The organism is Rhizobium sp. R86522, from assembly GCF_042466255.1.
Lineage (GTDB): Bacteria > Pseudomonadota > Alphaproteobacteria > Rhizobiales > Rhizobiaceae > Allorhizobium.
Genome location: NZ_JAXHBX010000001.1, coordinates 1,241,356 through 1,258,233, shown reverse-complemented (window position 1 = coordinate 1,258,233; position 16,878 = coordinate 1,241,356). Strand labels below are relative to the sequence as shown.

The window sequence follows — 16,878 nt, the reverse complement described above, 5'->3', positions numbered from 1 at the left end:
ACACGGATACGAAAAAGCCGGAGAAGTTTCCCTCTCCGGCCTCTCATTCATCCCTGAAGATGAAGATCAGTTGCGGGCCTTGTCGACCAGCTGGTTCTTGGCGATCCACGGCATCATGCCGCGCAGCTTGGCACCGACTTCTTCGATCTGGTGGCTGTCGTTCATGCGGCGGATACCCTTGAAGCGGGCAGCACCGGCACGGTATTCCTGCATCCAGTCCGAGGTGAACTTGCCGGTCTGGATGTCGTGCAGCACGCGCTTCATTTCAGCCTTGGTTTCAGCCGTGATGATGCGCGGACCGGTGACGTATTCGCCCCACTCGGCGGTGTTGGAGATCGAGTAGTTCATGTTGGCGATGCCGCCTTCATAGATCAGGTCGACGATCAGCTTCACTTCGTGCAGGCACTCGAAATAGGCCATTTCCGGCGCGTAGCCGCCTTCGACCAGTGTTTCGAAGCCAGCGCGGATCAGCTCGACGAGACCGCCGCAGAGAACGACCTGTTCGCCGAAGAGGTCGGTTTCGCACTCTTCCTTGAAGGAGGTTTCGATGATGCCAGAACGACCGCCGCCAACGCCACAGGCGTAGGAGAGAGCGAGTTCAAGCGCGTTGCCCGAACCGTTGTGATGGATTGCGACGAGGCAGGGAACGCCGCCGCCCTTCTGGTATTCGCCGCGAACCGTGTGGCCGGGGCCCTTCGGAGCGATCATGACAACGTCGACGGTCGACTTCGGCTCAATGAGGCCGAAATGGACGTTCAGGCCGTGCGCGAATGCGATGGCGGCGCCGTCGCGGATGTTCGGTGCGATGTCGGCCTTGTAGATGTCGGCCTGGAGTTCGTCCGGGGTCGCCATCATCATCAGGTCGGCCCAGGCGGCAGCTTCGGCAACCGTCATGACCTTGAGACCATCGGCTTCAGCCTTCTTGATGGTCGGCGAACCGGCCTTCAGGGCAACGACGAGGTTCTGGGCGCCCGAATCCTTGAGGTTCAGCGCATGGGCGCGGCCCTGCGAACCGTAGCCGATGATGGCAACCTTCTTCGACTTGATCAGGTTCAAGTCGGCATCACGATCGTAATAGACGCGCATTGTAGTGTCCTTCCCTATGCTTTTCAGTTGTGGTGGATGTTGTTGATCGGAGAGCCGGAACGGGATGCCCCATCCAGGCCCGCCAGTACGCGGTCGGTCCCGTAGAGAGCGAGAAAGGCGGAAACCGCCTTCGTCGCCCGGGCGCCGAATTTGTGGGTCTGCGGCGCCTCGCCGAGCAGCATGCGGACATGCAGATCGCTGACGATCAGGCCGTAAAGGGTACGGTACGCGTCCTCGCCATCGCCGAAACGCAACAGGCCGTCTCGCTGGCCGGCATCGAGCAGCGCCCTTGCCCGGCGATCGATCTGGCGCCGACCACGCTCCAGAAGCAACGTGCCGAGCTTCGAACCGTCACGGCTCGACTGGCCGATGGCCAGCCGGTTGAGGGCGAGCGAAACATCGCCGGCGAGAACCTCGAGCAGATCCTGGGCAAAGACCTCCAGATGATCTGTAAGGGTGGCAACAGTCAGGCGCTCACCCGGCCGCTCAAACGTCCGTACCTTGCTGGCTTGATAGGAAATCATCGCTGACAGCAGACCATCGCGGTCGCCGAACCATTTGTAGAGGCTTTCCTTGGAGCAATTGGCAGCGCGCGCCAGACCGGCCGTGGTGACTGCCTTGTCGCCGCCCTCCACGAGGAGACGCAGAGCCTCCGCCAGAACGGCGTTCTGACGCGGCGTAAATTCCGAGGTCTGATTGTCGATGGACATGGCCGGCTCCTGGTACCGTACGGTACGGTTCGCACGCTTTATGTACCGCGGAGGCGGGCGGGTCAAGAATGAATTTGCGAAAAAAGCAAGCAGATGCCTCAGAAAGGAGATCCTGTTTTGAGCATCACTCCCTCCCCTTTCACCCCACCAAGCTGTCACAAAAGGGTGATTGTGACAAAAAATAATCGTTGTATGTCATAGTTAAATGACAGTGCATTTGCAGCCTAACCCGCTGTTTTTCCTCACCTCACCCTTCAAGTATCCTCCGTGATACCGGGTACTCTCACCGAACCAATCAGTTCGATTGTGCGCAAAGGGGTATTGATTTCTCCAGCGCCATACGCCAAATACATCTCATCGAACCGAGCAGTTCGATAAAGCAAGGTTCTAAAGGCTTACACACTATGAAGACCATCGCAGCAGCACTCCTGACCACCATCGCAGCCGCTTCGGCCGCTTTCGCGATCGAGCCAGTCCCAGGCTCAATCACCTATGGCGGTGCGCAGCCAAGGCTCGAACAGGCACCCGCCGGTTCGAACTTCTTCCACACCTTCCATCTCAACGGCACGGAAGTCCATGAGATCTACAAGGTGAATGCAGACCGGACCGTCTCCATCGTCTCCCGTTCCATGGCGAACGACTGACGGCACGCAAGACGATCCCCATCACGGGTAGATGCTACCCATCAATACAATCTAGAGCTGAACGCCTGAGGCTGAGCTCAATTCAAGATAAGGAAACACGATCATGAAGACCATCATCTCTGCCGCCCTCATCACCCTCGCAGCCGGCTCGGCCGCTTTCGCTTCCGTTCAGCCGATCCCGGGCTCGATCACCTATGACAACGCAAATGTTCAGCTCGAGAAGGCACCTGTTGGTTCGACCTTCTTCCACACCTTCTCCAACGGTGACGGCCGCGACGTTCGCGAAGTCTACAAGGTCAACGCCGACCAGACGGTAACCCTGGTCGATCGTCAGATCTCCAACGCTTCGTAATCGAAGCGCTCAACCCAACACGCCTCCCAAGACGTGAAGACCTCCAGCGGCAGGCTCGACCCTCTCCACCGCCCCGAGCCGCCGCCCACAAAACGCTACACAAGGAATACGACCATGAAGACCATCATCTCTGCAGCCCTCATCGCCCTCGCTGCCGGCACCTCCGCTTTCGCCTCCGTCCAGCCGATCCCGGGCTCGATCACCTATGACAACGCCAATGTTCAGCTGGAAAAGGCTCCTGTCGGGTCGACCTTCTTCCACACCTTCACTGACGGCAGCGGCCATGACGTCAGCGAAGTCTACAAGGTCAATGCCGACAAGTCGGTGACCCTCGTTAACCGCCAGATCTCCAACGCTTCGTAATCAGCGTCTCCCAGGACGCAAAACCCTTCGGCGGCAGGCTCGGCCCCTACCCTCTGGCACTGAGCCGCCGCCAACCCAACGCACAAAGGAATATCATCATGAAGACCATCATCTCTGCAGCCCTGATCACCCTCGCTGCCGGCACCTCCGCTTTCGCCTCCGTCCAGCCGATCCCGGGCTCGATCACCTATGACAACGCAAACGTTCAGCTGGAAAAGGCACCTGTTGGTTCGACCTTCTTCCACACCTTCTCAGACGGCAGTGGTCGTGACGTCAACGAAGTCTACAAGGTCAACGCCGACCAGTCGGTGACCCTCGTCACCCGCACGATCTCCAACGCTTCGTAATCAGCGCGCCTCCCAAGACGCGACACCCTTCGGCGGCAGGCTCGGCCCCTCCCCCACTGACACTGAGCCGCCGCCAACCCAACGCACAAAGGAATATAACCATGAAGACCATCATCTCTGCAGCCCTGATTACCCTCGCAGCCGGCTCGGCAGCCTTCGCTTCCGTCCAGCCGATCCCGGGCTCGATCACCTATGACAACGCAAACGTTCAGCTGGAAAAGGCACCTGTTGGTTCGACCTTCTTCCACACCTTCTCAGACGGCAGTGGTCGTGACGTGAACGAAGTCTATAAGGTCAATGCCGACCAGACGGTGACCCTCGTCACCCGCACAGTTTCCAACGCTTCCTGATTCCAGGGTGCGTGGTGGGCCTCGGGGCATCAGTCCCGGGGCCTTTTTTTTTTGCATTTGCGATAGTGTCCAGACTTGGTCATTCCCAGCGCCAAAGGTGATGGGTATGGTGCGGCGAAATCTAGGAAAACACCATGCGCACCAAACACCTCCTCATCTGCCTTGCCCTGACACTTGCCGGAACCCCGGCCCTCTCCGCCAAGGAAAACCGCTGCGGCTGGATACAGAATCCGACCCCCGGAAATTACTGGCTCGATGATGGCGAAGGCTCATGGATACTGATGACGCAAGGCTCCGAGATCGAGCCGCTCGGCATGGAGAACATGCCTGATTTCACCACAGGGGATTTCGTCCAGACGAACGGCTACTATGGCTATGCCTGCGGCTGCATCGAGGCTGAAACCGAGCGCAGCAGCGATTTTGGTGACAGCTTCCTCGGCAGGATCTCGGCCATCTACGCCGTGAAGCAGTTGCCGATCAGCCAATGCCGCGCCGACAAGGCCCTGCCCTCGCCGGAATAATCACCGCGCGTAATCGACAGGCACGGCCAGCCCCTGCTTGAGAATTTCCATAGAGATAGATGCCGAGACGTCAAAGAGTTCGACGCGCTTCACCAGCCGGCGATAGACGACGTCGTAATGCTCGACGCGCGGCAGCACCAGCTTCAGGATATAGTCGTAATGCCCCGTCAATCGATGGGCTTCGACAATCTCCGAGATATCGCTGATCGCGCGGCGAAACTCCTCGATCCAGTCGTCGGCATGATGGGCTGTCTTCACCAGGGCATAGACCGTGGTCGGCACGCCGATTTTCTCGCGATCGAGGACGACGATGCGCCGGGCGATATAGCCCTGCTCCTCCAGCTTCTGGATCCGCCGCGAGCAGGCAGACGTTGACAAGGCCACGCGCTCAGCGAGATCCGCAACCGCAATGCTCGCATCCTGCTGCAGCAGATCGAGAATCTTCCTGTCTCTTTCGTCAATCACGCCACATCTCCCCGGCCCAAACCCATGAATGCGCAAATAATCTGCGCGATCCCCTCATATCGCGCCAACTGCCATGCGCCAAGGGCTGTTCTCTATCCGATCATTGCAACCCAATTGCGCCGAATTCGCATCATCATCTTCGCATCAAATGACGGAGACGAGACATGAAGACGATTGGCTTGATTGGCGGGATGAGTTTCGAAAGTTCGGCGGTCTATTACCGCCAGGTCAACGAGGCCGTCCGCGCCCGCCTCGGCGGCCTCACTTCGGCAGAGGTCCTGATGCACTCGGTGAACTTTGCGGAGATCGTCGCACTGCAGAAGGCCGGCCGCTGGGACCTTGCCGCGAAGCGTCTGGGCGACGTCGCAACAGGCCTGGAAAAGGCCGGCGCGGACTGCGTTCTGATCTGCACCAACACCATGCATCTCGTCGCCGACGAGGTGCAGGCACGGATCGACGTACCACTCATCAACATCATCGATGAAACCGCCCATGCATTGAAGGCCGGCGGCGCAAAACGCCCGCTGCTGCTCGCAACACGCTACACCATGGAACAACCGTTTTACGCCGAGCGCATGAAGCGCCACGGCATCGAGATCATGGTGCCGGATGCGGAAGGGCGGACCGTCACCCATGATGTCATCTTCGAAGAGCTCTGCGCGGGCCGGGTTCTCGACACGTCACGCGACAAGCTGAACGGAATCATCGAACAGGCCAAGGCTGAAGGTGCCGACAGCGTTATCCTCGGCTGCACGGAGATCTGCCTCATCCTCGACCCGACGACACTTCAGCTGCCCGGCTACAACTCGACGACCATCCATGCCGAAGCGGCCGTTACCTTCGCACTGCAAGGCGATCGCGACATCCGGGCTGCCTGATTAGTGGCCTGCGTTCAGATCGTCTGGCCGCAGGCGCGGCAGAACCGCCGGACGGTTTCGGCCATACCGTATTCCAGGGCATCGGCGGTCAGGCCGTGACCGATCGAGACTTCGGCAAGATGCGGGATGCGCTTGACCAGAAGCGGCAGGTTGGCAACCGTCAGGTCGTGCCCGGCATTGACGTCGAGCCCCTCGGCGCGGGCGGCATCTGCCGTCAATCCGAGCAGTTCGACCTGGCGCAGAGCCTCATCCGGATTGTCGTAGCAACCGCCATAGGGGCCGGTATAGAGCTCGACGCGCTCGGCACCGGTCGCCTTTGCAAGCGCCATCGGTTCGGACCGCCCATCGCCATCAACAAAGAGCGACACCCGCATGCCCTTGGCGCGAAGCCGCGACACGACACGCTTGAGAAAATCCTGATGCGCGACAAGGTCCCAGCCATGGTCGGACGTCGCCTGCGATGGGTCATCAGGCACCAGGGTGACCTGCTCCGGCTCGGTTGCCTCGCAGAGCGCCAGGAAATCCTCGCTCGGATAACCTTCGATGTTGAACTCGGCCGTGGGGAACGCGTCGTCGATCAGAGCCCGCAGCACCGGCAGATCGCTGAAGCGGATATGCCGCTGATCCGGGCGTGGATGCACCGTCAGGCCACTGGCACCAGCAGCAAGGGCAATACGGCCGAGACCGGCCACGTCAGGCCAGGGAAGATCCCGGCGGTTGCGAAGCATGGCGATGGCATTGAGGTTGACGGAAAGCTTGGCAGGCATGGCGGCATGATCCGGCGATGAAGAGGTCTGGGGCATCCTTACGGCATCGCGGTATCGAAGGCCAACGAGAATCGCAAATGCTCCGATGCGGGAAATTGATGAATGGCAATCGCGTCCACCCCCTAGACTTTAAGGTATTGACGCCTGGCCCCCATCCTTTAGTCAGGTCTCGATTGTGACGGATAGCACAATGCGCACTATCGGATGACGGCGCAGGCGTCCCCTGCAGCGGTTGGAGCAAGCATGTTGACGGAAACCGGGATCGATGGCGAGCAGGTTTCGGACGCTCTGCAGCGGGTGTTGCGGAGCAGGACATTCGCACGCTCCGAAAGACTGCGCTCATTCCTCAAATTCATCGTCGAGATGGAGCAGCTCGGCCTGTCGCATCAGTTGAAAGGCTACACGATCGGCATCGATGTTTTCAGCCGCAGCCACGGCTTCGATCCGGGCACAGATCCGCTGGTCCGTGTCCAGGCCGGAAAGTTGCGCAAGCTGCTGAACCAGTTCTATGCCTGCGAGGGCCGCGATGATCCGCTACGCATTCGCATTCCGCTCGGCGGTTATGTTCCGGTCTACGACCGCGTCGCATCGCAAGCCAGCATGGTCCGTGAGCGCGACCTCGAATTGATCGAGACCACCTTCGCTGATGTCGAGAGCCCTGCTCTCGCCGACGACAAGGCCTCACTCCCAAGGCTTTTCATCCGCCGCCCGGACGGCGACGATCTCATCGCCTCGATCTTCGTCAATGCGACCCGGCTCTGGAGCACGAGGCTCTGGGCGGTCTGCATCGCAGGCCCGAGTGAAAAACCCAGTTTCGAAGGCGGAGCACCGCATCCCCTCCATTTCGAATTGAAGGCGCATAGTCTCGGCACCGAGCTCAAACTCGGCCTGCGCCATCTCCGCTCCGGCAGCGAGGTGCCGATCAGCATGGGCGTCTGCGAGACTTCCGGCGACAGTCTGGAAATCGGTGCGCTGGCGAACGGCTTTGCCGGAGCAAACCTCACGATACCGGGTTCGATCTATCGCTTCTGCCACAAGAACGATCTATCGACGGGACAGATGCAGTGCCTCGACGCCACCTATCGCTATACGCTGGAGCGTTCGGATGCGAGCTATATCACTGCCCGTCAGTCCCAGCAGCAATGGGCCGGCCTCGGCCAGAGCAGCGAGATCATCACCGAGATGACGAGGCTGATCGCCCTTTCCTCCCTGCCACGCTGAGCCACGCGTTCCAGACATGAGGCGCAATTCCCTTTTGCGAAAACTTATTTTACGGATTTCAAATATACTATAATCTTCAATCAGACGGCGATTCGAGATGCAGCGGGGTCAGCGAGACAGCACAGCAAAAGAGGAACTATCGGCTTCAGCAGACGCGTTGGCACTGAACATGGAGGGGTACATGCCGCACGGAACACACCATCTGCAACCGATCACCAGCGTATCCGGTCAGCCTAACAAGGCGTTTCTCTTGCCGGACCTCGTCCAGACGAGAACCCCACCGAAAGAGCCGGTCGCGATTGCCGAAATGGCAGAGTTCTTCGGCGTCACCCACCGAACGCTGCATTTCTACGAGGAAAAGGGCCTGCTCACCGCCCGACGCATGGGCCTCATGCGGGTCTACGGATGCGATGAAATCGCCCGGATGGCCCTGATCAATGTGTGCCGAGAGGTCGGCATGTCGGTCTCGCTCATCCAGGACCTGTTCGAAACACTCTCGACCGCTACCTCGACAAGCGAAGCAAACCTGATTCTTGAGGAAGCCCTGCTCGGCCGTCGCCGTGAACTGGCGTCAAACCTTTCGACGGTCCACCGTCAGCTCCAGCAACTCAATGCCCTGCTCGACCACGAAGAGGTCGAAGCCGGTCAGTTGAACACGGAACAGAAGGGGCCAACCCTGACCGAGACGGAAGCCCGCTGCCTGCAGTTGATGGTCGAAGGCTATACGCCGATCCGGATCGCGCGGACGCTCGAACTGAAAACCGAAGAGGTCAGTACCGTGGAGGCGAGCATCGTCGGCAAACTCCAAGCGCAAAACCGCTTCCAGGCCGTGGCGAAAGCCGTTCTTCTCGGTTTGGTCGCCAATTGAAGACCAGCCCTGGTCTTGTCCATCATCAATAGTGGAGGAAGTTTAACGGGACAGCGGCTGCAGCTGGAGCTAGGAGCGGGTCATACCCAAAGACTGAGGTCGCCCCATGCCGAGTATCCTGTCCCGTTATGCAACCCCCTTCACCACCGGCCTGTTCCTGATCTCACTGATCTCCGGGATAGCCCTGTTCTTTCACTACGGCACGACCGCCTTCCGCGAGATGCATGAATGGCTGAGCCTTGTTCTCATTCTGCCTTTCGTCCTGCATGTCTGGAAAAACTGGCGCCCGTTCCTCGCCTATTTCAAGCGCCTGCCGATGACCCTGTCGCTCGGCCTCTGTCTGGTCACCGGCCTCGCCTTCGCCTGGCCTGCCATCACAGGTTCGGCAAGCGGTAGCGGTGGAAATCCGGCTTTTGCCATGATCAATATCATCGCAGCCGGCACGCCGGGTGAGGTTGCACCTCTGCTCGGAAGATCTGAAGCCGAAGTGGTCGATGGGCTGAAACAGAAAGGCTTTGCGGCAGCGGATGGCGCTACGAGCCTGTCCGAGATCGCCGAGGCGTCCGGCAAGGACAACGTGGAGCTGATGGCGACGCTGACCGCCCTCAAGGCGAAGTGACCTAGTCAGGAGCGCTCATCTGACGATGGTGAGCGTCTCTGCCGCGCGGGTCACGGCGGTATAGAGCCAGCGCTCGCGTGTATCGCGAAACGCCCAGCTCTCGTCGAACAAGACAACATCGTTCCACTGTGAGCCCTGGGCCTTGTGCACGGTCAGTGCATAGCCGTAGTCGAACTCGTCGTAACGCTTGCGCGTCGACCAAGGTATCTCCGTCTCGATATCCGCGAAGGCGTCCTTGAGCAGCTTGATCTTGGCTGCCCCGCGATCCATGTCGTCGTCTTCGGGCTTGATCAGGAGATTGATGCCGGGCTTCACCGTCTCGCGCGACGACGTCATGACCTGCCACAGCGACCCATTGAGCAGGCCCTTCACCTGATCGTTCCTAAGGCATACGAGCTTGTCGCCGGCCTGCGGATAGTCGACGGTGAAGCCTTTCAACTCGCGCAGCCGCATGTTGTAGCGCCGCCGCGTCTTGTTGGTTCCGACAAGCACCTGATCCGCCCCCAGCACAAGATCCTGCGTCACCTCGTTCTTCGAGATCACGCGTGCGGTATCGCCGTAATCGCCATACATGATCTCCTTGCCCTCACGGATATGCATTGCAAGCTGGATGATCGGATTGTCGCGCGCCTGGCGATGGATATCTGTCAGCAGATAGTCCGGCTCCTGATCGGTGAAGAATCCACCGCCGGAAACAGGTGGCAACTGGCCGGGATCACCCAGCACCAGGATCGGCGTGCCGAAGCTCATCAAGTCGCGTCCCAGCGCCTCATCGACCATCGAGCATTCGTCGATGACAATGAGTGCCGCCTTGGCGACCGGGCTCTGGCGGTTGATCGAGAACATCGGCGCAATCGAGGTCTTGCCGGTTTCCTCGTCCTCCACCGCCTCCTCGCCGCGCGGGCGATAAATCAGCGAATGGATGGTCTTGGCATTCGAGGCGCCACGCGAGCGCAGAACCTGCGCGGCCTTGCCGGTGAAGGCCGCGAACAGCACGTCGCCGTCTACGTGCTCGGCGAAATGCTTGGCAAGCGTCGTCTTGCCCGTTCCGGCATAGCCGAACAGCCGGAAGACAGGGGTTTTCCCCTCCTTCAGCCATTTCGAAACGGCCTTGAGGGCCTCGTCTTGCTGGGGCGCGAATTGCATGACCTAGGTCATGCGCGGATTCGTTGGCCCGATGCAAGGCCAAAGCCGGGAAAGTCAGAACAAATCGTGGACATCAGCCCTTGAGCGGATCATTGGCGAGCTCGATGGGCGTACCATGCGGCGTCGCCTCGGCCGCCCGCTGCCAGCTTTCGCGCAAGGCCTCGACGGTATCGCGATCGGCCAGCCCCTTGCGCTCCAGCAGCCCGGCCAATGCCGCGACCCAGGCGTCGAAATAGTCGGAACCGTCAGTCGCCCGCTCCGGTCTGTGGACTTCGGCAGACAGGCTGTCCGCCCATTCGGTCCAGCTGAACACGCCACGTGCATGTAGGTGCACGGTCATGGCAAAGGCCTGCGCGTGCCAGGGCTCGGCGAAGACCGGCGCGCCTTCGGGCGAGCGCGGCAAGCCCGGCGATTCTGCAAGATCGGTCACCGTGTCACACACGCTCAAGATAGCTCTCCCAGGCATCGATCGAGATGGTCAGCGTCGGGTCGGCGTCCTCGCCCCAGATCTCGTCACCCGTGAACACGACCGTATAGACCCATTGCGGGTTCTCGCCGCGTCCATGGGCATTATCATCAGGAAAGACGAAACCGCCTTGCACGGCCTCGACAACACCTGTCTTCGCGCGGGCATAGCGGGGTAGACGCGTGTGGCCGGTCGGATGGAAATTCTTCGTCCGCACCCGGTCACCGACGGCAAACTTCGGCTCGGTCTCGACGGGCCGGTCGCAAGGTCCGCCACGGGCCAGCACACCTTCGACCATCTCGGCCTTCAGGACGCGCTTCGGCGCTCGGCCCTGTTCCGCGTACTGCCCTGTTGCCAGCTCTTCGGCGGTGGCAAAACCATGCCGCTCGAGCAGCATGTCGATCCCGCGTATCCACACTTCGTAATAGCTCGCCGCCAGATAACTCGCCGGCGGAATATTCTCGCGCGCATGCCGGCTCTCGTCGATGGACCAGGCACCGAACGCGCCGCAGGAGAGCGTGATGCCGAGCGCCCGCTTCTCCCATTCTGCATGGAAGTAGGGTTCGCCTTTCTCAGGCGCGACCGGACCGAAGCCCATCTGCCCGCCAAGATCATGCGGCCCGTTCATGACAGGACCTCCGACGACAACGCGAGACCAGTGCCGATCATCGAGTCGCGCGTCACGAGCTTGGCGAGTACCTCTTCGTCCAGCCCTTCCGTCCCTGCAGGACGCAAGGGCACTACGAGATAGCGAAGCTCCGCCGTGGAATCCCAGACGCGGATCTGCATCTCCTCCGGCAAGGTCACCCCGAATTCGGCAAGCACACCGCGCGGATCGATTACTGCTCGGGACCGATAGGCCGGCGCCTTGTACCAGACCGGCGGCAGACCGAGCACCGACCACGGGTAACAGGAGCACAGCGTGCAGACGACGAGATTGTGGGTGTCGGGGGTGTTGAAGACGGCGCGCATATGCTCGCCCTGACGGCCCGTATAGCCGAGGCTCGCGATCGCCGCCGTTGCATCGCGCTTCAGCCAGTTGGCGAACTCGGGATCGACCCAGGACTTCGCCACGACCCGCGCGCCGTTTCTTGGGCCCACCTTCGTCTCATAGGTCTCGACGATGGCATCGATGGCAGCCGGGTCGGTCAGGCCCTTTTCGGTCATCAAAGTCTCGAGCGCCCGCACGCGGGCTTCCATATCGGAATACCGGTTGTCATGGTGGTGATCATGATCTTCAGGGTGGTGACCAGACATCGAAGTTTCCTATTTGAGCATGGGCCAAAGGCTCAGCACCAGCAGCAAGGCCATGGTGATGTTGAACCATTTGAGCCGCACCGGGACCGACAACCATTCCCGAAGAGCCGAGCCGAAACCCGCCCAGGTGGATACACTGGGAACATTGACTGCCGCGAAGACCAGCGCGACTATCCCGACAGTCAGAGCATAATGCTCCGGGTTAGGATAGACCGCCATGGCAGTCACGGCCATGACCCAGGCTTTCGGATTGACCCACTGGAATGCGGCAGCCCCCAGGAAGCTCATCGGTCGTGCCTTGGCCTCCCCCTCACCCATCGTGCGTGACGAACCGATTTTCCAGGCGATCCAGAGGAGATAGAGCCCGCCGGCAACCTTGAGCGCGATGAAGGCAGGTGGATAGGCCGAAAGAATAGCGCCGAGGCCGAGGCCGACACCGATCAGCAGCGAGAAGAATCCGGCCCCGATTCCCAGCATATGCGGAATGGTCCGGCGGAAGCCGAAGTTCACCCCCGATGCAAACAGCATCATGTTGTTGGGACCCGGGGTGATCGAGGTCGCAAAGGCAAAGACCACAAGCGCCAGAAGCGTATCGGCCGACATGGATGTTTCTCCCGGATTTTTATGTCAGCCTATCTGTCCTTTGAGCCCACGCCATCACCATTCTTGTTATGGTGACACGAAGGAGCGGGACTTTGTCGCTTGCCTCGCGGGACCGCCTCGCTATCCTTCGCACACCCCGCCTCGAGGAGCTTCACCATGCATGATACCATTCCAACTGTCACCTTGCCGGGCGGCGCAGAGGTCCCGAGCCTCGGCTTCGGCACATGGATGATGGGCGAGGATCGATCCGCCGCGAAAGCCGAAGTCGATGCCATCAGGCTGGCACTGGACCTTGGCATGACCGTGATCGACACGGCCGAAATGTATGGCGATGGCGGCGCCGAACGCATCGTCGGCGAAGCGCTGAAGGATCGGCGCGAAGACGCCTTTCTCGTCTCCAAGGTCCTGCCGTGGAATGCCAGCTACGACGGCACGATCAAGGCCTGCCATGCCAGCCTCGACCGGCTAGGGACCGACCATCTCGATCTCTATCTCCTGCACTGGCGCGGGGAACACCCACTCGAAGACACGGTTGCGGCGATGGAAGAACTGAAAGCTGCGGGCAGAATTCGCGCCTGGGGCGTCTCGAATTTCGATATCGATGACATGGAGGAACTGTTCTCGGTGGCCGATGGCGGGAACTGTGCCGTCAATCAGGTCCTCTACAATCTTTCCCGCCGCGGCATCGAATTCGACCTCCTGCCCTGGTGCCAGGAGCACCAGATCCCGGTCATGGCCTATTCGCCGATCGAGCAGGGCCGCATCCTCCAGCACCCTGAACTGATCCACATCGCCAAGGCCTATCAGGCGACTCCGGCACAGGTCGCGCTCGCCTTCCTGCTGGAGCGCGAAAGCGTGATCCCGATCCCGAAGACCTCGAACATGCGCCGCCTGCAGGAGAATCGCGAGGCGGTCGATCTCGACATCGCCGATGAGGACTGGGCGCGTCTGGACGTGGCCTTCCCGCCCCCGTCCCGGAAAGTACCGCTGGCAATGTTGTAAAGGAGAGAGAAAGCAGGGCGCCCGAAATTCTCCCATGCATCGGAAAATCGCGATCTATCCACAGGCCCAGCATTTCCGGCACTTTACGCCAGCCCCTCAGGAAATTAGGAGATTGCCTAATTTGAGAATTGCGGAGAAAGAGCCGCACGACTGAGGGACCACATGGCAAAGCGCGGAAAAACCGAAATACATCCGGCAATGGACAAGACCTCGTCCCGCGTCTTCCACGCACTCGCCTCCGATCCACGCCGGATGATGCTGGTGCATCTGTCGCAATCGACCCTGACCGCCGGCGAGATCGCCGCCCGCTTCGACATGGCCAAGCCCTCGATCTCCCAGCACCTCTCGATCCTCGAAAATGCCGAACTGATCGAGGGCGAGAAGAAGGGCCAGTATATCCACTACAGCCTGAGGCCGGCGGCCCTCCGCCATGCACTGACCGCCATGCTGAGCACGACCGAAGTCGACGGCGAAACAACCGAGGCAGCGACCGCCGAGGAAGCAGCAGCCAAGGCGAAGAAGCCCTCGAAGAAGAAGACCGGTGCGGCAGAAGCCGAAGCCTCCACCCAGAAGCCTAGGAAAGCCGCCGAAGCCGATAACACCGAAAAACCGGCCAAGGAAAAGCCGAAGAAGGCGGAAGCCGATCTGCCTCCGGCACCGCAGCAGATGGGCCTTCTCGATCTGCTCGGCATGAACTGAAACAGCCGGCAACAAAAAAAGGGCGACCGCGAGGTCGCCCTTTTTCATTTCGGCAATTGCCGAATTCCTTACATGCCCTGCGGGCCGCGGTTCATCGCAGCAATGCCGGTGCGGCAGATCTCGTTCAGACCAAGCGGCTTCATGATCGAGACGAACTGGTCGATCTTCGACGACTTGCCGGTGATCTCGAAGATGAAGTGATCGACCGTCGCATCCACGACCTTGGCCTGGAAGGCATCGGCAAGCCGAAGCGTCTCGGCACGCATTTCACCGGTCGAAACGACCTTCACCAGCGCCACCTCCCGCTCGATCGGCCGCTCCTGGCCGAGCTCCTTAGCGCGAACCGTCAGGTCGAGGACGCGGTGCACTGGCACGATGCGCTCAAGCTGCGCCTTGATCTGCTCAAGCACACCAGGCGTTCCACGCGTCACGATCGTGATGCGCGACAGATGCGCCTCGTGCTCGGTCTCCGAGACCGTCAGGCTCTCGATGTTGTAGCCGCGACCGGAGAACAGGCCGATGACGCGGGCGAGAACGCCGGGCTCGTTGTCGACGAGCACCGAGAGCGTATGGCTCTCGATTGCGGAGGTTTCCTTGGCGATGAAATAGGCCGAACCGGTCGGCTGAAGATGAGCGTTCATGATCTTTTTCCTCCCGGTCAGACGAGCTGACGGCCCTTGGCATCGATGGCAGTGGCAACCGCTTCGTCGGTCGCCTCGTCCGGCAGCAGCATTTCGTTATGGGCCTTGCCCGACGGGATCATCGGGAAGCAGTTGGCGAGATTGGCGACACGGCAGTCGAAGATGACAGGCTTCTTCACGTCGACCATCTCCTGGATGGCACCGTCGAGATCGTCGGGCTTTTCGCAACGGATGCCAACCGCGCCATAGGCTTCCGCCAGCTTGACGAAGTCAGGCATGGCTTCCGTATAGGAGCTCGACAGGCGGTTGCCGTGCAACAGCTGCTGCCACTGGCGGACCATGCCCATGTACTGGTTATTGAGGATGAAGATCTTGACCGGCAGCTCGTACTGGATGGCGCAGGACATTTCCTGAATGCACATCTGGATCGAGGCATCACCCGCGACATCGATGACCAATGCGTCGGGATGTGCGACCTGGACGCCGATTGCGGCCGGCAGGCCGTAACCCATCGTGCCGAGGCCACCCGAGGTCATCCAGCGGTTCGGCTGCTCGAAGCCGATATACTGGGCCGCCCACATCTGGTGCTGGCCGACTTCCGTCGTGATGTAGGTGTCGCGATGCTTGGTCAGCTCATAAAGCCGCTGCAGCGCATATTGCGGCATGATGACGTCCTTGGACGGCGTGTAGGCGAAGGAATTGCGAGCCCGCCACTTGGCAATGCTGGCATTCCATTCGGCCGTCTGCGACGCCTCAGGCTTCTTCGGCAGGGCGCGCCAGGCGCGGACCATGTCTTCGAGAACGCGACCGACATCGCCTGTGATCGGCACGTCGACGCGGACATTCTTGTTGATCGACGACGGATCGATGTCGATGTGGATCTTCTTCGAGTTCGGCGAGAATGCGTTCAGACGGCCGGTGATACGGTCATCGAAGCGCGCACCGATGCAGACCATGACGTCGCAGTCATGCATCGCCATGTTCGCTTCGTAGGAACCATGCATGCCGAGCATGCCAAGCCAGTTCTTGCCCGAAGCCGGATAGCAGCCGAGCCCCATGAGCGTCGAGGTGATCGGGAAGTCGGTGAGACCGACCAGTTCACGCAGCAGCTTGGTTGCTTCCGGACCGGAATTGATGACGCCGCCACCCGAATAGATGATCGGACGGCGAGCCGTCGCCATCAGCTCGACGGCAGCCTGGATGGCGCGGGCATCGCCCGAAACCTTTGGCTGGTAGCTCTTCAGCGCCTTGTGCGCATCCGGCGGCGTGTAGGTGCCGGTGGCGAACTGGATGTCCTTCGGGATATCGACGAGAACCGGGCCCGGACGGCCCGTCTGGGCGATACGGAAGGCTTCATGGATGATCGAGGCCAGTTGGTTGACGTCCTTGACCAGCCAGTTGTGCTTGGTGCAGGGGCGCGTGATGCCGACGGTATCGCATTCCTGGAAGGCATCCGAACCGATCAGCGAGGTCGGAACCTGGCCGGAGATGCAGACGAGCGGAACGCTGTCCATCAAAGCATCCTGCAGCGGCGTCACCGCATTGGTGGCGCCAGGACCTGACGTGACCAGCATGACGCCGACCTTGCCGGTCGAGCGCGCATATCCCTCAGCTGCGTGGCCGGCACCCTGCTCGTGGCGCACGAGGATGTGCTGGATGTCTTCCTGCTGGAAGATCTCGTCATAGATCGGAAGCACGGCGCCGCCGGGATAGCCGAAGATATGTTCGACACCGTTATCCTTGAGCGCGCGCAGGACGATCTCGGCGCCGGTCATCTGATTGTCTTTACCCGTCATGCTGTGTTTCCATCTGCCTTCTTGGTTTTTGGGGCTGATAACCCGGTTTAGGGCATAAAAAAAGGCCCCTTGAGGAG

At 60.5% G+C, this 16,878-nt stretch carries 22 protein-coding genes and 1 pseudogene; 12 read left to right on the top strand and 11 right to left on the bottom strand.

The features are described from left to right. Positions 1–66: 66 nt before the first annotated feature. Both ilvC and SJY08_RS05965 read right to left on the bottom strand, forming a co-directional pair. The gene (ilvC, locus tag SJY08_RS05970; RefSeq protein ID WP_054151077.1) at positions 67–1,086 is read right to left on the bottom strand and encodes a ketol-acid reductoisomerase; all 1,020 of its coding nucleotides are present in this window, start codon (positions 1,084–1,086) and stop codon (positions 67–69) included. Between the two features lie 23 nt (positions 1,087–1,109). Then, positions 1,110–1,796: a TetR/AcrR family transcriptional regulator gene (locus SJY08_RS05965; RefSeq protein ID WP_054151078.1), complete on the bottom strand. Its 687-nt coding sequence runs from the start codon at positions 1,794–1,796 to the stop codon at positions 1,110–1,112. Between the two features lie 404 nt (positions 1,797–2,200). Between SJY08_RS05965 and SJY08_RS05960 the strand changes: the two genes are divergently transcribed. The 6 genes from SJY08_RS05960 to SJY08_RS05935 all read left to right on the top strand — a co-directional run bounded on the left by SJY08_RS05960 (position 2,201) and on the right by SJY08_RS05935 (position 4,373). Continuing rightward, the gene (locus tag SJY08_RS05960) at positions 2,201–2,440 is read left to right on the top strand and encodes a hypothetical protein (protein ID WP_054151765.1); all 240 of its coding nucleotides are present in this window, start codon (positions 2,201–2,203) and stop codon (positions 2,438–2,440) included. Positions 2,441–2,543: 103 nt separating this feature from the next. Beyond that, complete coding sequence (locus tag SJY08_RS05955; protein ID WP_054151764.1) at positions 2,544–2,792, top strand: hypothetical protein; 249 nt, start codon at positions 2,544–2,546, stop codon at positions 2,790–2,792. A 114-nt stretch (positions 2,793–2,906) separates the two neighbouring features. Further along, a complete protein-coding gene (locus SJY08_RS05950) occupies positions 2,907–3,155 on the top strand; it encodes a hypothetical protein (protein ID WP_377275003.1) in 249 nt (82 codons plus the stop codon). A 98-nt stretch (positions 3,156–3,253) separates the two neighbouring features. Then, positions 3,254–3,502, top strand: a complete 249-nt coding sequence (locus SJY08_RS05945) for a hypothetical protein (RefSeq protein WP_377275001.1) — start codon at positions 3,254–3,256, stop codon at positions 3,500–3,502. A 101-nt stretch (positions 3,503–3,603) separates the two neighbouring features. After that, the gene (locus tag SJY08_RS05940) at positions 3,604–3,852 is read left to right on the top strand and encodes a hypothetical protein (RefSeq protein ID WP_069041169.1); all 249 of its coding nucleotides are present in this window, start codon (positions 3,604–3,606) and stop codon (positions 3,850–3,852) included. Between the two features lie 134 nt (positions 3,853–3,986). Next, positions 3,987–4,373 carry a DUF4087 domain-containing protein gene (locus SJY08_RS05935; protein WP_377275000.1) on the top strand — a complete coding sequence of 129 codons (387 nt, stop codon included), beginning with the start codon at positions 3,987–3,989 and terminating at the stop codon, positions 4,371–4,373. Here the strand turns inward: SJY08_RS05935 and SJY08_RS05930 are convergent, their stop codons facing one another. Beyond that, positions 4,374–4,838, bottom strand: coding sequence for an Lrp/AsnC family transcriptional regulator (locus tag SJY08_RS05930; protein ID WP_069041167.1), 465 nt, complete (start codon positions 4,836–4,838; stop codon positions 4,374–4,376). It lies immediately after the preceding gene. 164 nt (positions 4,839–5,002) lie between these two features. On the opposite strand from SJY08_RS05930, the gene SJY08_RS05925 reads away from it, so the two are divergent. Next, complete coding sequence (locus SJY08_RS05925; protein WP_377274999.1) at positions 5,003–5,716, top strand: aspartate/glutamate racemase family protein; 714 nt, start codon at positions 5,003–5,005, stop codon at positions 5,714–5,716. Positions 5,717–5,730: 14 nt separating this feature from the next. Here the strand turns inward: SJY08_RS05925 and SJY08_RS05920 are convergent, their stop codons facing one another. After that, the gene (locus SJY08_RS05920) at positions 5,731–6,483 is read right to left on the bottom strand and encodes a pyridoxine 5'-phosphate synthase (protein WP_153762366.1); all 753 of its coding nucleotides are present in this window, start codon (positions 6,481–6,483) and stop codon (positions 5,731–5,733) included. A 243-nt stretch (positions 6,484–6,726) separates the two neighbouring features. On the opposite strand from SJY08_RS05920, the gene SJY08_RS05915 reads away from it, so the two are divergent. The 3 genes from SJY08_RS05915 (at position 6,727) to SJY08_RS05905 (ending at position 9,191) form a co-directional block, all read left to right on the top strand. Further along, positions 6,727–7,704 (top strand): hypothetical protein, encoded by a 978-nt coding sequence (locus SJY08_RS05915; RefSeq protein ID WP_377274998.1) that lies wholly within the window; start codon positions 6,727–6,729, stop codon positions 7,702–7,704. 181 nt (positions 7,705–7,885) lie between these two features. Continuing rightward, a complete protein-coding gene (locus SJY08_RS05910; RefSeq protein WP_300888487.1) occupies positions 7,886–8,572 on the top strand; it encodes a MerR family transcriptional regulator in 687 nt (228 codons plus the stop codon). A 106-nt stretch (positions 8,573–8,678) separates the two neighbouring features. After that, complete coding sequence (locus SJY08_RS05905; protein WP_153762368.1) at positions 8,679–9,191, top strand: DUF4405 domain-containing protein; 513 nt, start codon at positions 8,679–8,681, stop codon at positions 9,189–9,191. Between the two features lie 15 nt (positions 9,192–9,206). Here the strand turns inward: SJY08_RS05905 and SJY08_RS05900 are convergent, their stop codons facing one another. The 5 genes from SJY08_RS05900 to SJY08_RS05880 form a co-directional block, all read right to left on the bottom strand. Next, a complete protein-coding gene (locus SJY08_RS05900; protein WP_377274997.1) occupies positions 9,207–10,337 on the bottom strand; it encodes an ATP-dependent RecD-like DNA helicase in 1,131 nt (376 codons plus the stop codon). A gap of 73 nt (positions 10,338–10,410) precedes the next feature. Further along, the gene (locus SJY08_RS05895) at positions 10,411–10,785 is read right to left on the bottom strand and encodes a nitrile hydratase accessory protein (RefSeq protein WP_377274996.1); all 375 of its coding nucleotides are present in this window, start codon (positions 10,783–10,785) and stop codon (positions 10,411–10,413) included. Next, positions 10,772–11,431 carry a nitrile hydratase subunit beta gene (gene nthB, locus SJY08_RS05890; RefSeq protein WP_300888484.1) on the bottom strand — a complete coding sequence of 220 codons (660 nt, stop codon included), beginning with the start codon at positions 11,429–11,431 and terminating at the stop codon, positions 10,772–10,774. Before nthB ends, SJY08_RS05895 begins: the two co-directional genes overlap by 14 nt. After that, entirely contained in the window at positions 11,428–12,060 is a 633-nt protein-coding gene (gene nthA / locus SJY08_RS05885) for a nitrile hydratase subunit alpha (protein WP_377274995.1), read from the bottom strand. The genes nthB and nthA overlap by 4 nt, the downstream gene beginning before the upstream one ends. Before the next feature lie 9 nt (positions 12,061–12,069). After that, a complete protein-coding gene (locus SJY08_RS05880; RefSeq protein WP_300888482.1) occupies positions 12,070–12,663 on the bottom strand; it encodes a LysE family translocator in 594 nt (197 codons plus the stop codon). Between the two features lie 156 nt (positions 12,664–12,819). Between SJY08_RS05880 and SJY08_RS05875 the strand changes: the two genes are divergently transcribed. Further along, the gene (locus SJY08_RS05875) at positions 12,820–13,665 is read left to right on the top strand and encodes an aldo/keto reductase (RefSeq protein WP_377274994.1); all 846 of its coding nucleotides are present in this window, start codon (positions 12,820–12,822) and stop codon (positions 13,663–13,665) included. 162 nt (positions 13,666–13,827) lie between these two features. Beyond that, positions 13,828–14,184, top strand: a pseudogene (locus SJY08_RS05870) (metalloregulator ArsR/SmtB family transcription factor); the annotation flags it as partial. A gap of 248 nt (positions 14,185–14,432) precedes the next feature. Here the strand turns inward: SJY08_RS05870 and ilvN are convergent. Together ilvN and SJY08_RS05860 are read right to left on the bottom strand one after the other, a co-directional pair. Then, positions 14,433–15,005 (bottom strand): acetolactate synthase small subunit, encoded by a 573-nt coding sequence (ilvN, locus tag SJY08_RS05865; RefSeq protein ID WP_054151731.1) that lies wholly within the window; start codon positions 15,003–15,005, stop codon positions 14,433–14,435. A 17-nt stretch (positions 15,006–15,022) separates the two neighbouring features. Beyond that, positions 15,023–16,801 carry an acetolactate synthase 3 large subunit gene (locus tag SJY08_RS05860; RefSeq protein ID WP_054151730.1) on the bottom strand — a complete coding sequence of 593 codons (1,779 nt, stop codon included), beginning with the start codon at positions 16,799–16,801 and terminating at the stop codon, positions 15,023–15,025. Between the last annotated feature and the right edge of the window lie 77 nt (positions 16,802–16,878).